General features: G+C 66.8%; 13 protein-coding genes and 1 tRNA gene. 8 read left to right on the top strand and 6 right to left on the bottom strand.

From position 1 onward, the window contains the following. Positions 1 to 6: 6 nt before the first annotated feature. The 5 genes from ACYU8W_RS01450 (at position 7) to ACYU8W_RS01430 (ending at position 4,396) form a co-directional block, all read left to right on the top strand. Entirely contained in the window at positions 7 to 483 is a 477-nt protein-coding gene (locus ACYU8W_RS01450; protein ID WP_205744736.1) for a hypothetical protein, read from the top strand. Further along, positions 480 to 1,709, top strand: coding sequence for a deoxyguanosinetriphosphate triphosphohydrolase (locus tag ACYU8W_RS01445; protein WP_499466048.1), 1,230 nt, complete (start codon positions 480 to 482; stop codon positions 1,707 to 1,709). The genes ACYU8W_RS01450 and ACYU8W_RS01445 overlap by 4 nt, the downstream gene beginning before the upstream one ends. A 97-nt stretch (positions 1,710 to 1,806) precedes the next feature. After that, positions 1,807 to 3,684, top strand: a complete 1,878-nt coding sequence (gene dnaG, locus ACYU8W_RS01440) for a DNA primase (RefSeq protein ID WP_499466046.1) — start codon at positions 1,807 to 1,809, stop codon at positions 3,682 to 3,684. Positions 3,685 to 3,717: 33 nt separating this feature from the next. Beyond that, the gene (locus tag ACYU8W_RS01435) at positions 3,718 to 4,248 is read left to right on the top strand and encodes a hypothetical protein (RefSeq protein WP_499466044.1); all 531 of its coding nucleotides are present in this window, start codon (positions 3,718 to 3,720) and stop codon (positions 4,246 to 4,248) included. A 75-nt stretch (positions 4,249 to 4,323) separates the two neighbouring features. Next, positions 4,324 to 4,396, top strand: a tRNA-Asn gene (locus ACYU8W_RS01430). 43 nt (positions 4,397 to 4,439) lie between these two features. Here the strand turns inward: ACYU8W_RS01430 and ACYU8W_RS01425 are convergent. Continuing rightward, entirely contained in the window at positions 4,440 to 5,492 is a 1,053-nt protein-coding gene (locus tag ACYU8W_RS01425; protein ID WP_499466042.1) for a nitronate monooxygenase, read from the bottom strand. A 284-nt stretch (positions 5,493 to 5,776) separates the two neighbouring features. Between ACYU8W_RS01425 and ACYU8W_RS01420 the strand changes: the two genes are divergently transcribed. Further along, complete coding sequence (locus ACYU8W_RS01420; RefSeq protein WP_499466138.1) at positions 5,777 to 7,735, top strand: PhoX family protein; 1,959 nt, start codon at positions 5,777 to 5,779, stop codon at positions 7,733 to 7,735. Between the two features lie 62 nt (positions 7,736 to 7,797). Here ACYU8W_RS01420 and ACYU8W_RS01415 read toward each other — a convergent pair whose 3' ends face one another. From ACYU8W_RS01415 to ACYU8W_RS01395, 5 genes are all read right to left on the bottom strand, one after another. Further along, positions 7,798 to 9,966 (bottom strand): acyltransferase family protein, encoded by a 2,169-nt coding sequence (locus tag ACYU8W_RS01415; RefSeq protein WP_499466040.1) that lies wholly within the window; start codon positions 9,964 to 9,966, stop codon positions 7,798 to 7,800. 129 nt (positions 9,967 to 10,095) lie between these two features. Then, the gene (locus ACYU8W_RS01410; protein ID WP_499466038.1) at positions 10,096 to 10,545 is read right to left on the bottom strand and encodes an SRPBCC family protein; all 450 of its coding nucleotides are present in this window, start codon (positions 10,543 to 10,545) and stop codon (positions 10,096 to 10,098) included. 36 nt (positions 10,546 to 10,581) lie between these two features. Then, a complete protein-coding gene (locus tag ACYU8W_RS01405) occupies positions 10,582 to 12,171 on the bottom strand; it encodes a phytoene desaturase family protein (protein WP_499466036.1) in 1,590 nt (529 codons plus the stop codon). A gap of 86 nt (positions 12,172 to 12,257) precedes the next feature. Continuing rightward, a complete protein-coding gene (locus ACYU8W_RS01400) occupies positions 12,258 to 12,812 on the bottom strand; it encodes a Dps family protein (RefSeq protein WP_499466034.1) in 555 nt (184 codons plus the stop codon). A 114-nt stretch (positions 12,813 to 12,926) separates the two neighbouring features. Further along, a complete protein-coding gene (locus ACYU8W_RS01395) occupies positions 12,927 to 14,111 on the bottom strand; it encodes a PucR family transcriptional regulator (RefSeq protein WP_499466032.1) in 1,185 nt (394 codons plus the stop codon). 95 nt (positions 14,112 to 14,206) lie between these two features. Here ACYU8W_RS01395 and ACYU8W_RS01390 point away from each other — a divergent pair, with 95 nt between their 5' ends. Next, positions 14,207 to 15,292: a ferredoxin reductase gene (locus tag ACYU8W_RS01390; RefSeq protein ID WP_499466030.1), complete on the top strand. Its 1,086-nt coding sequence runs from the start codon at positions 14,207 to 14,209 to the stop codon at positions 15,290 to 15,292. Between the two features lie 24 nt (positions 15,293 to 15,316). Continuing rightward, complete coding sequence (locus ACYU8W_RS01385) at positions 15,317 to 16,504, top strand: fatty acid desaturase family protein (RefSeq protein WP_499466028.1); 1,188 nt, start codon at positions 15,317 to 15,319, stop codon at positions 16,502 to 16,504. Positions 16,505 to 16,598: the final 94 nt, after the last annotated feature.

Raw genomic sequence — 16,598 nt, 5'->3', positions numbered from 1 at the left:
CCGTTGATGTCGGACCCCTTCGTGCAGGAGTTCGAGCAGGGTCGCATCGATGCGAAGAACCGCGCGAACAAGCGGAACGGATCCACTGCCTTCGGGCTCCTCGTCGCCCGGATCGGCCGGTGTCGGATCACTCGGGGTCCGCGCGGGATGTGGCTCGCCGACCGGTACCGCTTCGGATTCCCTGCCGCGGGCGCGTTCACCGTGGGTAGCGTCGCGATCACCCGCCAGGAGTGGCCGGAGATCCTCGAGCACCGCGAATGGTTGCTGCGCCATGAGGAGTGGCACTCGTTCCAGTACCAGCGGTGCGGCGGCCTGCCGTTCATCCCGCTGTACCTCGCGGCGTGCGCGTGGTCGAAGCTGCTCACCGGCGATCACTGGTCACGCAACCGGTTCGAGCGCGGCGCGGGTCTGGCGATCGGCGGCTACACCGAACACAGCATGCGCTCGCCCTTGCGCGTCTTCGCCGGCAGGAGAGGCCGATGAGTGGGTACTCGCCCCGGGATCGCGAACGCTTCGTCGGGGAGGATCCTGCGCAGAAGAGCGCCGACCGCGACGATTTCGCGCGCGACCGGGCCCGGATCCTGCATTCGGCCTCCTTGCGTCGGTTGGCTGCCAAAACACAAGTGCTACAGCCGGATTCGGACGACTTCATTCGCAACCGGTTGACCCACTCGCTCGAGGTCGCGCAGATCGGACGCGAGATCGCCTCCGCGCTCGGCTGCAACGCGGACGTCGTCGACACCGCATGTCTGGCCCACGACCTCGGTCACCCGCCGTACGGCCACAACGGTGAGACCGCACTGGATGCGATCGCGTCCGACATCGGTGGCTTCGAGGGCAATGCGCAGACCTTTCGGTTGCTGACCCGTATCGAGGCGAAACGCTCGACCCCGCAGGGACGCTCGGTGGGCCTCAACCTCACCCGCGCCAGCCTGGACGCGGCCTCGAAGTACCCGTGGACGCGCGGCGACGGACCGGCGCGGACCCGCAAGTTCGGCTGCTATGCCGACGACCGGGAGATCTTCGGCTGGGTGCGAGCCGATGCCCCGTCGAAGGCTCGCTGTCTCGAAGCGCAGGTCATGGACTGGGCGGACGACGTCGCCTACTCGGTGCATGACGTCGAGGACGGCGTCACCTCGGGCCTCATCGACCTGCGAGTGCTGGGGTCGGCGACCGAGGTCAACGAGCTTGCCCACTTGGCGCAGCGGTTGTACGCACCACACCTGTCGGTCGCCGAGATCGAAAGTGCGGCAACGGCATTGCTCGGTAGCGGCGCGGTGCCCGCGGAGCGAGGCAGCGGCCGGGCCGCCGTCGCCTCGTTGAAGGACATGACCAGCAGGCTCATCGGATGGTTCGTGCGCGAGGCAGTGCGAGCCACCACCGATCGCCACGGCGAGGGCAGGCTGCTGCGATACGCCGCCGATCTGGTGGTGCCCGACAACGTGGTCGCGGAGTGCGTCCTGCTCAAGGCGACCGCTGCGCGGTTCGTGATGTTCACCGACGAGCGCAATGAACTGATGGCTCGACAGCGCGATGAACTGATCGGACTCGTCGATCTGCTGAGCGCCCGCCCCGACCTGCTGGATCCGCTGTTCGCCGAGGAGTACGACCTGGCGACGGACGATGGCACCCGCCTGCGGGTGGTCGTCGACCAGGTGGCGTCGATGACCGACCTGCGGGCCCGGCTGCTGGCCCGCACCCAACTCTGATTCACCCGTTGCTCGGGCCCTGCGGAGGGCGGTCGAGCGCAGGCAGGCAGCGACATAGACTTCGAAGTCGCGGGCGAACGACGAGAGGTGGTGAACGATGGCGGGCCTGATCAAGGAAGACGACATCGCTCTCGTCAAGGAGAAGGCGGCGATCGACGAGATCGTCGGCGAACACGTCACGCTGCGTCGTTCCGGTCCCGGCTCGCTGAAGGGCCTGTGCCCGTTCCACGACGAGAAGACCCCGTCGTTCTACGTCCGGCCGGCCGTCGGCGCTTACAACTGCTTCGGCTGCGGCAAGGGCGGCGACGTCATCAACTTCGTGATGGAGGTCGAGCACCTCACCTTCGCCGAGACCGTCGAGCGGCTGGCCGCGAAATACAGCGTCGAACTGCACTACGAGCAGGGCGTCGGGCCACGTCCGGAATCCATCGGCCGACGGACCCGGCTGCTCGAGGCGCACCGGGTTGCGGACGAGTTCTACCAGGAGTCGCTCATCTCGTCGGGCGAGGCACGAACCGCCCGCGACTTCCTACGCGCCCGCGACTTCAACAGCGCGCAGTGCAAACCGTTTGGGGTCGGCTACGCACCACGAAGCGGCGAGGCGCTCGCAGATCTCTTGCGCCGCAAGGGTTTCACCGCTGAGGAGATCGTCACTGCCGGGCTGGTCGGGCAAGGTCGACGGGGCTTGTACGACCGGTTCCGCGGACGCCTGGTCTGGCCGATCCGCGACATCACCGGGGACACGATCGGGTTCGGCGCGCGACGGATCTTCGACGACGACCGCATCGAGGCCAAATACCTCAACACCTCCGAGACGCCGATCTACAAGAAGACCCACGTCCTCTACGGTCTCGACCTGGCCAAGAAGTCGATCTCGTCGGACCGTCGAGCCGTGATCGTCGAGGGCTACACCGACGTGATGGCCTGTCACCTTGCCGGTGTGCCGCATGCCGTGGCCACCTGCGGCACCGCGTTCGGTACCGAACACATCAAGTCGATCCGCCGGCTGATCCGCGACGAAGCGGGACAGGCGCCCGGACGTGTGGTGTTCACTTTCGACGGCGATGCCGCCGGGCAGAAGGCGGCGATGAAGGCCTTCGACATGGACCAGCAGTGGGCTGCGCAGTCGTACGTGTCCGTCGCCCCCGACGGCATGGACCCGTGTGAGCTTCGACTGGCCGAAGGCACGCCGGGAGTGGAGTCGCTGATCGAGTCGGCGATCCCCATGTTCGAGTTCGCGGTGCGCACGACGCTCGACCGGTTCGACCTCGGCAGCGTCGAGGGCCGCGTCCGCGGAATGCGTGCAGTTGCCCCGATCATCAAGGGAATTCGCGACTCCGCTATGCGTCCGGCGTACACCCGAGAGGTCGCCGGATGGATCGGTGTGCCGCTCGACCAGCTCGAACTCGAGGTGCACAAGGCCTCCGCGATCAAGGTCGACGAACGTCCGGCCCGTAAACCCGAGCCCGAGCCCGAGCAGGAGACGCCGGGCATCGCGCTGCCCGACTTCAGGAACCCGCTCGTTGTCGCGGAGATGCAGTTGCTCTCGTGCATGCTCCAGTTCCCGTCGGCGGTGCCCGGCCCGCAGCTGATGGAACTGTCCGTCGACGACTTCCTCGCGCCGGCGCACGGCAAGATCTTCGAAGCGGTGATGCAGGTCGGCGACCCATCGACGAAGTCGTTGCGGGCCTGGAGTGATGCGGTGCGAGCCGCCGCCCCCGAGGAGATCGGCGGCTACGTGGCGCGACTCTCGGTCACCGAACTGCCCACCCGCATCGACCGCAACACCGGGCTGCCCGAACCGCGGTTTGCCGCCTCGCTGATCGCCCGCGTGCGCGATGCGGCGATGCGGCGCCGGATCGACGACGTGATGGCTCAACTACGTCAACACTCCGGCGACGCCGAGATGGCCCGGCAGTTGTCAGCGCGCCTGCTGCAGTTGCAGGCCGCGCACGCGCGCATGGCCACCGAGTGACCCATCGACCATCCAACGACCGAGGAGAACCTGATGCGCATGTTCGGGCGCGACCCCAAAGCTCCCGCCGATCTGACCGATGCGCTCGACCTGCCGCGCGGACACAAGGTGCTGGCGTATGCCGTCGACGACAACACCGGCCACACCGTCGCGGCGTGCACCGCCGAACTTGCGATCGTCCGTGACACAGCGGTGCTGTGGCGCAAGCCCTGGTCTTGCGTCGACACCGGTCAATGGAGCTCGGACACCTGGACGTTGACCATCACCTGGATCGATCGCAGCAAAGGTGTCCAGTTCACCTTCAAGGACACCGACACCCGCCTGCCCGAGGTCTTCCACGAACGCGTGCAGGCGTCCGTCGTGCTGTCCGCGGCCTTGCCGACGACCGGTCCGGGACAGTCCGGACGAGTGGTGATTCGCAAGGATCTGCGCACGGGGGAATTGTTCGAGCAGGTCGTCCTCGGACGCCGAACCGCAGCGTCCGATCCCGCCGTCGCGCAGGCTGTCGAGCAGGTCGGCGCGCACCTACGCGACCAGGTAGGACTCCCACCGGAGCGCAGCTGAATCGGTGCCTGACTCGATTCGGTGGTTGGGCGCCCGATTTGCTAGAGTTTCGTCTCGCGCCCACCAGGGACACATTCCCCTGTAGCTCAATTGGCAGAGCAGCCGGCTGTTAACCGGCAGGTTGTTGGTTCGAGTCCAACCGGGGGAGCACACAAGCCCCGACCAGTTCGCTGGTCGGGGCTTCTTCGTGCCTAGGCATCGTGCATCTGTTCCTGCGCAGCTCGCCACAGGTCGTTCGTGATCTGCGCGCCACCGCCGCTCGGCAGGTCGCGCCACCCGGTGCCGGCCCACAGGTGGACGAACCGCGGATCGTTGGCTGCCGTTGCCGCTTTCCGCAACGGCTGGGTGACCTGGTGAACCGCGGGATAGGCCGCCGGCGCGGCGTGATCGAAGCGGTCGATGAAATCGTTGCGCAAACCGCGGGCGAAGCGCCCGGTGAAGCAGCGCGTCACCGCCGTCTCGGTGAAACGCGGGTCGCGCAGCGCGGCGCGGTGAATGGCGGACGTGCCGGCCTCGTCGGCGTCCAGGAAGGCCGTCCCGAGTTGGACGGCGTCCGCGAAAGCCAGGGCGTCGGCGATGGATGAGCCGGCCGACAGGCCACCCGCGGCGATGATCGGCAGGTCGACGGACTGGACGATGTGCGCGAGCAGCGACAGCAGCGTCGTCCTGTCGGGTTCGGTCGACGTGTGGTGAGTGCCCCGGTGGCCGCCGGCGTCCGGACCCTGCACGACCAGCCCGTCGTACCCGAGTTGCTCGGCAGCACGAGCCTCCGACAAGGACGTGACCGTGGCCAGGACGCAGGTGCCCACGGCCTGCAAGGCGCCGACCACGTCCGCATCTGGGAGGCCGAACGTGAACGAGACCATCGGCACCGGATCTTCCTGCAGCGCAGCAAGTTTCGCGTCCCAGTCCTCCGTCTCAGCCTTGTGGGACGGGAGCTCGTCGAGTCCGAATTCGGACGCCGTGGGCAGCAAGGAGCGGCGGTAGACCTCCAGTGCCGCATCGTCCACCGGGTCGTCGTTCGGCACGAAGAGGTTGACGCCGAACGGGCGCTCGGTCAGCGACCGCACCTCGGCGATCTGCGCACTCATCTCCTGCGCGGTGCGGTACCCGGCAGCCAGGAACCCGGAACCTCCCGCGTCGGCAACAGCAGCGACGAGAGCCGGCGTGGAGGGCCCACCGGCCATCGGGGCAGCGACGATCGGAACAGGCAGACGGGCGGCGAGTGTTTCGAACGAGTTCACCGTTCCATCCTGACAGCGGCGCGATCCCGCCTGAGCCCGGGCGGTCTTGCCATTCCTAACCGAACCATCATCGTTCGTTCACCCGAGCGTCACCCCGTCGGTGGCACCCGCTCCTAGCGTCGGGAGGCGGCCCGTCCTCGCGGCGGCCACGCGTCCGTGCACCCCGCCGCGGACGCATCGAACGATCCGCCTGGAAGGTGTGAACCTTGACCCCTGCACAGCCTGAACACCGGCGCCTGATCCCGCTTGCCACCGATCGCCCCCACAACGGCAGCCGGTCGCTGATGACCTGTCACTACCGTTGCGCCGACAGCTGCTTCCAGCCCGTCGCCAACGAGAGCGACAACAAGTACTTCGGCGATATCGTCGCCGGCACCTCCCGCCGTACCTTCCTCAAGGCCGTCGGTGCCACCACCGCCGTGGCCGGCGCCGCCGTAGCCGTCGCGGGTCCCGCTGCCGCCGGTGAAGGACGCGGTCACGCCCTCGGTCACAAGGTCTACGAGTTCGAGTCGACGCCGCCGATCCCGTTCGAGACCGACAAGGTCGTCACCCCTGAGGGATTCACCTGGAAGCCGTTGGTCAAGTGGGGCGATCCGATCATCGCCGGCGCGCCGGAGTTCGACTTCGACAACCAGACGGCGGCCGCTCAGGAGAAGCAGTTCGGCTACAACTGCGATTACGTCGGCCTGGTCCGGCACGGGCGCTCGGGTCGCGGGTTGCTGGTGGTCAACAACGAGTACACCAACGACGAATTGATGTTCCGGGGATTCACCGGCTACTCCTCGATGACCAAGGAGCAGATCAAGATCGCGATGGCCGCGCACGGCATGTCCGTGGTCGAGGTCGCCCGCAAGGGACGCGAGTGGGAAGCCAAGATGGGCGCTCGTAAAAACCGCCGCATCACCCCGAACACCGAGTTCGCGATCACCGGCGCTGCTGCCGGATCCAAGCTGCTGCGCACCAAGGCCGACCCGACCGGCCGCCGTGTGTACGGCACGTTCGCCAACTGCGCCGGTGGCACCACTCCGTGGGGCACCGTCCTGTCCGGCGAGGAGAACTTCAACGGCTACTTCAAAACGGCGTCCGCGCCGGCCGGGCAGGAAGCCGCGTACAAGCGGTATGGCATCACCGGCAGCAAGGGCCGCAACTGGGACTCCGTGGACCCGCGCTTCGACACCTCGATGGAGCCCAACGAGGTCAACCGATTCGGCTACGTCGTCGAGATCGACCCGACCGACCCGACGTCCACCCCGCGCAAGCACACGGCCCTCGGCCGCCTCAAGCACGAAGGCGCCAACGTCCAGATCGCGCGCAACGGACACGTGGTCGCCTACACCGGTGACGACGAGCGCTACGACTACCTGTACAAGTTCGTCTCCAAGCGCAAGTACCGCGTGGGCGACCGCCGCCACAACATGACGCTGCTGGAGGAGGGCGACCTCTACGTCGCCAAGTTCACCGGCGACGGTCAGCAGGACGGCGTCTGCGATGGCACCGGCACCTGGCTGCCGCTGGTGGTCGGCGGCAAGTCGAAGATCGCCGGCATGTCGGTCGAGGAGGTCCTGGTCTGGACGCGCCTGGCCGCCGACAAGGCCGGCGCGACCAAGATGGACCGCCCCGAGGACGTCGAGCCCAGCCCGGTCACCGGCAAGGTCTACGTCGCGCTGACCAACAACTCCAAGCGCACCGCCGCCGAGGTCGACGAGGCCAACCCGCGTCCGAGCAACAAGCACGGTCAGGTGCTGGAGCTGGTCGAGGACCGCGGCGACCACACCGGTACGACCTTCACTTGGAAGCTCGTGCTGATCTGCGGTGACCCGGAGGACCCGACCACGTACTTCGACGGGTTCGACAAGAGCGAGGTCAGCCCGATCTCGTGCCCGGACAACGTGGCCTTCGACTCCGAGGGCAACCTGTGGATCTCGACCGACGGCAACGCTCTGGGCAACGCGGACGCGTTCTTCATGATGCCGCTCGACGGTGCCGACGCTGGTCACCTCAAGCAGTTCCACACCGTGCCTCACGGTGCGGAGTCGGCGGGCCCGCTGATCGTCGACGACAAGACGGTGTTCTGCGCGGTTCAGCACCCGGGTGAGGTCGACGGGGCGAGCCCGTCGGCGCCCGCGAGCCTGTTCCCGTACGACGGCACCGGTCAGCCGCGTCCGTCGGTGATCCAGGTGTTCCGTGACAAGTCGGGCAAGCCGGGCAAGCAGGGGCGACCGGGCAAGCCGGGACGTCACTGAGGCCGACGTTCGGCCCCGTTCACCGTCGTGGTGAGCGGGGCCGAACGCATGTGGTGCAGGGGCTAGCGAGTGTTCGCTGCGGCGGCCAGATGGGGCACCAGCCGTGCCCGCACGATCGGAAGCATCGAGTCGGCGAACAGCTTGGACACGTGCTTGTCGTCGCGATAGACCAGCACGTTCCCGATCACCGGGGGACAGTTCTCGGTGGGGCAGATCCAGTCGTTGAAGTTCACGAAGCTGCTTGCTGTTTGCTGCGCACCCTGCTTCAGATTGGCGGTGCCGTTCCCATCGTTGCGTCCGAAGGCGCAGTCGGAGTTCGCCGTCAGACGAGCCGACGCGACGCACGCGATGATGTCGTCCGGTGAGTTCGGGATGTCCGCGAGTGCCACAACCCGGATGCCTGCCTTCTTCAGCAGGTTCCACTGCGCGACGTACCCGGCGGTCATCAACTCGCTGCTCGGCCGGCCGTCGTTCGTCAGAGCGTCACTCGCGTACCCCGAGGTGACGACCGCTGCCGGTCTGATGTCCTTCGTCAGCAGCGTCATCACCGCCTTGTTCCAGGTGAAGCATTCGCGGTAGTTGTTCCCCGCCGAGCGGCTGCGGTAGATGGTCTGCGCGGTCAGCGGACAGGATGCCTTGGTGATGACGACGACCTTCCAGCCCTTCTCCTTGCCGACCGTGTGCAGGACGTCCGCCCAATGGTCGGCCTTGGAGTCGCCGACGAGGGCGATCGTGGTGCTGCTGTTCTCATCGCCGGCTGTGCAGATCTTCGGCGCGGTCGTCTCGATGGTCGACAGGCAGGTGTGCTCGGGTTTGTTCTTGCTCACGACGAGTGGGTCGGGACTGATCGACGTCGGCTTCAGATCCAGGGATCCGGGCTCCGGCGGACGCAGGTAGGGGTCCGGATTCGGGCTCGCCCCGTCCTTGCGATGCACGGTCGGGGCAGGTGTCTGCGCGCTCCCCAGCCCCCTGGCCTCGGACGTGTCGACCTGCTGGACCTGTGCAACGGCAAGGGTGTTCAGGGTGCCCGCCGCTCCGATGCCGACCACCGTGCACAGAGCGCCGACCGCGAGTGCCCGCCGGGCCGGCCGGCGCAGCACACTGGCGAAACGCACAGGGTTCTCGACGAACTTCAACGTGAACCAGGCAGGAACGAGGGACCCGAGACTGATCAGCAGCTTCACCGGCCACGGCAGCGGCCCGTACTTCGCGTCGAACGTCACCAGCAACGGCCAGTGCCACAGGTACGCGCCGTACGACAGTCCTCCGACGAACAGGAACGGCTTGCTGCCCAGCAGGCGCAACGGCAGGTTAGGTACGCCACGCGACCCCCCGGCGATCACCGCCGTGGTGGCGAGTGTCGGGATCAATGCCCTCGAGCCCGGCCAGTTCTGCTCGTCGGCCAACGGAATCGCGACGGCCACCAGCGCGATGAGACCGGCCCACATCACAGCAGTGGCGACCCGCACGGGCAGGCGGTTCCAGAACGTGGCGGTGACGGCAACCAGCGCACCGATCCCGAGCTCCCACAGCCGGGTGTGCGTGACGAAGTATGCCTTCGCGGGGTCGGTCGTGGTCGCATGGATCGACCAGGCGAGCGACGGGACGATGACGCACAGCAGGGCCATGCCGATGGCGAGCCGGCGTCGGTGAACAGCACGGCGGGTCGCCAGGACGACCAGGCCGATCAGCAATGGCCAGACCAGGTAGTACTGCTCTTCGACTGCGAGCGACCAGAAGTGCTGGACAGGTGAAGGCTCGGTGCCGGCGAAGTAGTCGACCGACTGGGACGCCAAGCGCCAGTTGATGACGTAGGTAGCCGAGGCCAGGATGTCGCCACAGATCTGACGCCAGGTCGTCACTGGCATTGCCCACCAGGTGAGCAACATCGATGCCACCAGGACGATCGATGCCGCCGGGAGCAGACGCTTGGCTCGTCGTGCCCAGAAGTCGGCGAACGAGATTCGACCGGTGCGGTCGACTTCGCGCAGCAGCAGTCCGGTGATCAGGAACCCGGAGATCACGAAGAAGACGTCGACTCCGATGAACCCTCCGTGCATCCCCGGCACACCAGCATGGGCGAGCAGGACGAACCCCACGGCGATCGCACGAAGTCCCTCGATGTCCGGCCGGAACTTGGCGTGGGCCAGAGCGCTTGCCGTGGCGGCGGCTTCGGTCGGTCCTTCGTGATGCGACGTGCGCGCGGCCGCCGTTTTCGACGTGTCCTGCATGCATGACCCCCTCGATACGTCGGAGGTCAGGATGACGTAGATCACACCCGTGCGCATCACGGCACGCCCAAGCAGCCGGCTTTCGGCCGGCGCCGGTAGTCGGAAGCGCCCGCTGGTGCCGTGTTCGGTTCAGGCCTGGTCGGCGCGTTCGGCCAGTAGAGCCAGGCGGCGCAGAGTCTCCCTGTTGCGAGCGGCGATGCCCACCTGCCGTGCGGGCTTGGGCGTGTGCGCGAGCGGCCCGGAGACTGCGTCCTCCTCCATGCTGATCACGGTGCCACCGTCCGGAGTGGCGATGAGGTGGATGGCGACGATGGCGGTGCCGAACGGACGGGTCTTCGCCTCCAGCCGTAAGGACTTGCCCGGTTCGCAGTCCCGTACCGCGGTCTCGTCATCCAGCAGCAACGGCCAGTTGCCGACACTGTGATGCAATTTTGTTCCGGGTGAAGGGAATCCGGCCTCCACGGCGCGCATGCGCGAGGCTCCCACCACCCACGACGGATAGGCCCACCCGTCGGCGAGCACCGACCAGACGGCTTCCGGCGAAGCGGGCGTGGTGTGTTCGACCGAGATGGTGCGCATGGAGTCTCCTGTGGTTCAGCGTGGTTTAGGGGGGGTTCAGAATCGGGGCAGGGTGGTGTCGATGGAGCGGCGCACACGGCGTTCGAGTGCGCCTCGAACTTTGCCGGCGAGACCGCTGTCGGCCAACGCGGCGCGCGCCGCCATGTGGCCGGCCCCGCCGTGCACGCCGCCGCCGGGATGGATCGCGGCGCTGCCGAGGTAGAGCCCGGGCAAAAATGTGCGGGGTCCACCCAGTCCGGTGGCGGGTCGCCAGAACGCCTGCTGGAACAACTGCATGGTGCCTCCGCCCACTGCACCCTCACCCAGGTTGGCGTTCGAGTCCTGTAGTGATCGCGGTGTCTGGTCCCAGCGTTCGACCACCAGATCACGCCACCCCGGCGCGAACTCCTCGAGCATGCGCTCGCAGTTGCGGATCAAGTGTTCGGTGCCGTCGTCGTCGGTGACGCCGCGCGGGAGGTGGCTGTATACCCACATCGACTCGGTGCCGGCGGGGGAGCGCAGCGGATCGGTCGACGTCATCTGTCCGACCAGGGCGAACGGGTGCTCAGGGATGCGTCCGGAGCCCAGATCGGCACTCCAGCGCACGAGGTCGCTGTGACCACCGCCGACGTGGACCACCGAGGTCGACCGCCCGGCTTCCGCGGTCCACGGCATCGCACCCGACAGACCGAGGTTGATCTTGATGGTGGGCAGATCCCAGGTGAAGCGCTCCATCCGTGCCCGGAGTCCGGCCGGTACGTCCTCGAGCAACGTGCCGTACAGCATCGGTGCGCTGGTGTCGGCGATGACGACCGGTGCCTTGATGAACTCTCCGGACGCGAGGTCGACGCCCGAGGCGCGTGCGTGCTCGGCTCTGATCCGGACGACAGGCGTACCGGTTCTGATCTCGACGCCGGCTGCTTCAGCACGGGAACGCAGTGAGCGGGCCAGGGCGCCGGCGCCCCCGACCGGGGTCGGGAAACCGACGTCCTGGGCGAGCATCGTCATGATCCAGCCGTACACGCCACTGCCGGGCGCTTCAGGTGGGATGTCGGCGTGCATCGCGTTGCCGGACAGCAGATCTCGCGCCGCTCGACCACGGAATCGTTCGACCGACAGTTGCTCGACGGGTAGCAGCGCGAAGCGGACGAAGTCGAGCAGATTCGTCGCGCCGACTGCCTTCGCCAGTTTCGGTGCGTGGCGAACCGGCGGCCAGGACAGCAGGAGGGCGTCGAGCAGCGGATCCTTGAGCGAGGCGAAGCTGTCGACCAGTTCGAGCCATGCTGCTCCGTCACCCGGAGCGTCCGCGTCCAGACGGGCCGCCGTGTGTGTGGGATCGGCGTGCAGCAAGGCACCCGAGGTGTCGTCGGGCCGGCCGAGATGGGCGACGACCCGCTCGCTGCGCGCCCACTGCAGCCCGTGCTTGTCGAGGCCGAGCCCCTGGAGGACGGGTGATGCCGCAGCCAGCGGGTGGAAGGCACTGAACTCGTCCACGACGAAGTCGCCGATCGTCCGGTCGGCAACTGCGCCGCCCACCTCCGGCCGGCTCTCGCACAGCAGAACCTGACGGCCGTGGTCGGCCAGTTCGATGGCGGCGACCAGGCCATGATGGCCACCGCCGACCACGACTGCGTCGTATGCATTCATGCGGAACGAACTCTCATCGGGTCGGCGGTGGACGGCCGCGAGTGCGACCGGTGATCCAGATGGTTCTCAGACGTGATCAGCCGTGCTCAGACCTTGCGGGTCTTTGCGGCAGCGTCCTTCTCGGTGGTCGTACCGGCGTCCTTGAGCTCTCCGGCGAACGACTCGAGGTGAGCGCGCACGAACCACTGGAACTTCTCGAGTTCCCCGGTCTGTCCGATGATGAGGTCCTGCGTGACGAGGTCGAGGTCGTCGAGTTCCTCGATCGCCTTGCGGTTGGAGGTGATGACTCCGTCGTACACCTTGTCGAGGGCGCCCAAGTGTGCACCGACGGTGTCACGTTCGATGGCGTAGTCGTCCCACGTGCGGTCGCGCTCGATGTCGCTGACGCGGCCGCCGGGGGAGGCGCCCATTGCGGCAATGCGCTCGGCCACTTCGTCGGCGTACCCGCGTACCAGCTCCACCTGCGGGTCGATCATTTCGTGGACGCCGATGAAGTGAGCGCCGACCACGTTCCAGTGCGCGTGCTTCAGGGTGAGGTGCAGGTCGTTGTAGGACGACAGGCGCACCTGCAGGATCTTGATGATCTCGTCCGACTTCTTCTTCGTCAGACCGGGCAATGTGAAGGTCGACTTCTCAACCACGAGATGTCCTTCCGTTGATCGCGTAGGTGCCGGTCAGGCACTTGTTTTCATCAAAGCACCGCGAACGGCTGTCATGGCCTCCCCGGGCTGACTCATCAGGGTGGGATCACTCGATCAGGGGTTGTCGACAGTCTTCGGCTGGAGCGCGATCAGAATGTCCAGGACCGTTGACGGATCGTCCAGACGGTCACCGAACAGTTCCCTGATCTGTGTCATCCGGTAGCGCACCGTCTGAGCGTGAACATGCAGATCGGCTGCGACGGCGTCGCGACGTCCTTGGTGCAACAGCCAGGAACGCAGCGTCTCCCCGAGCCGATCGGCGGTGGCCGGCGGTAGGTCAGTCAGCGGAGCGAGCGCGCGAATCCTCAGGTCCTGCAATGCATCCCGGTCCGACTGGAGGACGAGGTCGGCCAGGTGGTCCTCGGTGTCGAGCGGTGTCTGTCCGGTGGCGAGACCGAGTTCGTGCGCCTTCACGGCGCGCTGCCACGAGGACGTGACGTGTGTCCAGGGTCTGGTCGGGCCGACGACCGCGGACGTGTGGCGCAATGTTTTCAGCAAGCGCCGACGTGCGAGACCGTGCAGGTCGGGCACGAGCAGGACGGCGAGGTCGGCGTCCGAGAAATCGTCCGCTGCCCGAAGGCAGTTCGCGCCCAACGTCGACATCACGGATGCGGCTGCGTCGGCCGGCAGCAGGACTGCCGTTAGTGACAGGGGCCGCGGCCATTCAGCGCGTTCGGCGAGCGTCACGAGCACCTCCTGCTCACGCCCGGCGAGGAGTTCTCCCGCCAGTCGTTCCCGCCTGCGTTCGCGGACACGTCCCTCGGTGGCGAGTTCGTCGGAGTGCCCGGCGACGCTGGCCGCCGAGAGCGCGTCGATGTAGGCGAACACCAACTCGGCGAAGCGCGCGATCGTCGCAGCATCGATACCGACGTCGACTGCTGCAGTGGACAGTTCGCGCCAGGACACTCTGGCGCCGACGCGGTACGCGGCGAGCAAAGCGTCCATCGAACGACCACTGCGTGCCTCGCCCTGACCCAAGGCATAGGCACCGTCGAGGGCCGGGCGCATCGGGGTGGACGGGTCGCTGCCCTGTGGACCGCCGGCCAGCCGTAGAAAACCGGCCAGCGCCTGCTGGACGGCCTCTTCGATGACTTCGCCGGGTTCGCCACTCAGGGCGCCGGCGTACCCCGGAACCTCGGCCGTGATGGCGGCGACACAGCGTTCGGCGACCTCAGGGAGCTGGTCGGCAAGGCCGGCAACAGCCTCATCAGGGAGCCGGGGCGGATTGAACTGAGCCATTTCGGTCCGTTCTTGTTCGACTCGAACAAATCAGAGCGACGTTTTCACGTCTCCTGGTCAAGAGATTAACTCTCATCGTCAAGCAGGCTGGACCTATGCCGACAACGACGCCCGATGCCGCGCCCTCGCCGTGGCGTTCGCGCGCTTTCCGATTGGCGAAGGCAGTCACCACGCCGTTGCTTCCCGAGGACTACGTCGATCTGTTCGACCCACTGCGCACCAGCACTGTGTTGCGCGGGCGGGTGGAGGATCTTCGATCGGAGACCCAGGACGCACTGACCGTCACGATCCGTCCTGGCAAGCGGTGGCGTGGGCACACGCCCGGTCAGTACATGCGTATCGGAGTCGACATCGACGGCGTCCGGATGTGGCGGGCGTACTCGATCACATCCGGTCCGCGTACCGACGGCTGCATCTCGATCACTGTCAAGGCGATCTCGGGTGGAGCGGTCAGCACATATCTGGTCGAGCACCTCAGGGTCGGTCAGATCGTCCAGATGGAGCAGGCTGAAGGTACCTTTGTGCTCCCTGCGACGCTTCCGGCCAAGATCCTGTTGCTCACCGGTGGAAGCGGCATCACCCCTGTCATGGGAATCCTGCGTCACGCCGTCGACGAGATGGACGACGTCGTCCTACTGCACTCGGCGCCGCGTCCCGAGGACGTCATCTTCGCCTCCGAGCTGCGCGACTTGGCTGCATCAGGCCGAATCTCGTTGCAGGAGAGGCACACCGACGTCCACGGCATGCTCGACACCGACGAACTCGAGCGTCTCGTGCCCGATTGGCGTGAGCGCGAGACCTGGGCGTGCGGCCCGGCAGGAATGCTGGAGATGGTCGAATCCCACTGGGAATCGGCCGAACTCGCCGACAAGCTGCACACCGAGCGCTTCCGTCCTGCGCTCGTCGAACCGGGTGAGGGCGGCACGGTCCACTTCACCGGACTCGACCGCGAGCTCGAATGTGACGGTGCACGACCGATCCTCGACCAGGGCGAGGAAGTCGGGATCCTCATGCCGTCCGGCTGCCGCATGGGCATCTGTTACGGCTGCGTCCTTCCCCTGCGCGAGGGAGCCGTCCGCGACCTGCGCACCGGTGAGCTCACCAGGGCGAGCCCCGGGGACGGCGTGCTCGTCCAGACCTGCATCTCGGCCGCGGCCGGGCGCTGCGACATCGACCTCTAGTCCACGAACGATCAGGAGAAACTCATGACTGCGCTGCAGAAGAAGGAAACCAACCCGATCGCGCACCTCACCGCGTACGACATCGAGTGCCTGGGTAAGGAGTTGGACGCGATCCGCGACGACGTGATCTGCCAGCGTGGCGCGAGCGATGCCGCGTACATCCGCCGCACGATCGACGTCCAGCGCAAGCTCGAGCTCGGCTCGCGCGGGTTGCTGTTGTTCTCCAAGTACAAGCCGGCGTTCGTGCTCGGCACCGTCGGGCTCACGGTCTCCAAGATCCTGGAGAACATGGAGATCGGGCACAACGTGATGCACGGCCAGTGGGACTGGATGCGTGACCCGAAGATCCACTCGACCACCTGGGAGTGGGACAACGCCTCGCCCGCGGACCTGTGGAAGCACAGCCACAACGAACTGCACCACACCTACACCAACGTGCTCGGCCGCGACAACGACCTGGGTTACGGCATCATGCGCGTCGACGAGGACCAGAAGTGGGCGCCGTTCTACCTCGGCCAGCCGGCCTGGAACTTCATCAACGCGTGCTTCTTCGAATACGGCATCGCCGCGTACGACCTCGAGATCGGCAAGTACTTCGCCGGGCGCAAGGACAAGGAGCGATTCAAGACCGACGGTCGCAAGGTGCTCAACAAGATCCGCCAGCAGATGACCAAGGACTACGTCATCCACCCGGTGCTCGCACTGCCGCTCGGCTCGGCGCGTCGGACGCTGCTGGCCAACTACATCGCCAACCTCGGCCGCAACCTGTGGACGCACTCGGTGATCATGTGCGGCCACTTCCCGGAGGGTGTCGAGACGTTCACCAAGACGTCCATCGACGGTGAGACCCGCGGAGACTGGTACCTGCGCCAGATGATCGGCTCGGCCAACATCGACGGCTCGAAGGCGATGCACATCGCGACCGGCAACCTCAGTTACCAGATCGAGCACCACCTGTTCCCCGACCTGCCGAGCAACCGCTACCAGGAGATCTCGCCGAAGATCCGCGATATCTGCGAGCGCTACGGCTTGCAGTACGTCACCGGTCCGCTGCACAAGCAGGTCGCCTCGGCGTGGGGCAAGGTCATCCGCCTGTCGCTGCCGAACCACATCGCGGCCAAGTTCGCCCCGGCGCCGCGTCGTTCGGTGGTCGAGCCGACCGCGCTCCCGAGCCATTTGCGCGATGCCGAAAACGCCTCAGCCGCAGCCTGATTCGGCCTCGTGATCGGTGACGATCGGGTGGGGTGGAGCACGGAGCGCCGATGGTGACTTGGACTCCGGACGTATCGAGCGACTGCTGTCGGAC

The organism is Yimella radicis (assembly GCF_054778255.1).
Note: the sequence above shows the minus strand (reverse complement) of the source record. Positions and strands in the feature narration are given on the sequence as shown.

Excerpts from the sequence above, each read along its gene's own strand:
- ACYU8W_RS01450 (WP_205744736.1), top strand. The coding sequence starts at position 7 with ATGTCGGACCCCTTCGTGCAGGAGTTCGAGCAGGGTCGCATCGATGCG.
- ACYU8W_RS01445 (WP_499466048.1), top strand. The coding sequence starts at position 480 with ATGAGTGGGTACTCGCCCCGGGATCGCGAACGCTTCGTCGGGGAGGAT.
- dnaG (WP_499466046.1), top strand. The coding sequence starts at position 1,807 with ATGGCGGGCCTGATCAAGGAAGACGACATCGCTCTCGTCAAGGAGAAG.
- ACYU8W_RS01435 (WP_499466044.1), top strand. The coding sequence starts at position 3,718 with ATGCGCATGTTCGGGCGCGACCCCAAAGCTCCCGCCGATCTGACCGAT.
- ACYU8W_RS01420 (WP_499466138.1), top strand. The coding sequence starts at position 5,777 with ATGACCTGTCACTACCGTTGCGCCGACAGCTGCTTCCAGCCCGTCGCC.
- ACYU8W_RS01415 (WP_499466040.1), bottom strand. The coding sequence starts at position 9,966 with ATGCAGGACACGTCGAAAACGGCGGCCGCGCGCACGTCGCATCACGAA.
- ACYU8W_RS01410 (WP_499466038.1), bottom strand. The coding sequence starts at position 10,545 with ATGCGCACCATCTCGGTCGAACACACCACGCCCGCTTCGCCGGAAGCC.
- ACYU8W_RS01405 (WP_499466036.1), bottom strand. The coding sequence starts at position 12,171 with ATGAATGCATACGACGCAGTCGTGGTCGGCGGTGGCCATCATGGCCTG.
- ACYU8W_RS01395 (WP_499466032.1), bottom strand. The coding sequence starts at position 14,111 with ATGGCTCAGTTCAATCCGCCCCGGCTCCCTGATGAGGCTGTTGCCGGC.
- ACYU8W_RS01390 (WP_499466030.1), top strand. The coding sequence starts at position 14,207 with ATGCCGACAACGACGCCCGATGCCGCGCCCTCGCCGTGGCGTTCGCGC.
- ACYU8W_RS01385 (WP_499466028.1), top strand. The coding sequence starts at position 15,317 with ATGACTGCGCTGCAGAAGAAGGAAACCAACCCGATCGCGCACCTCACC.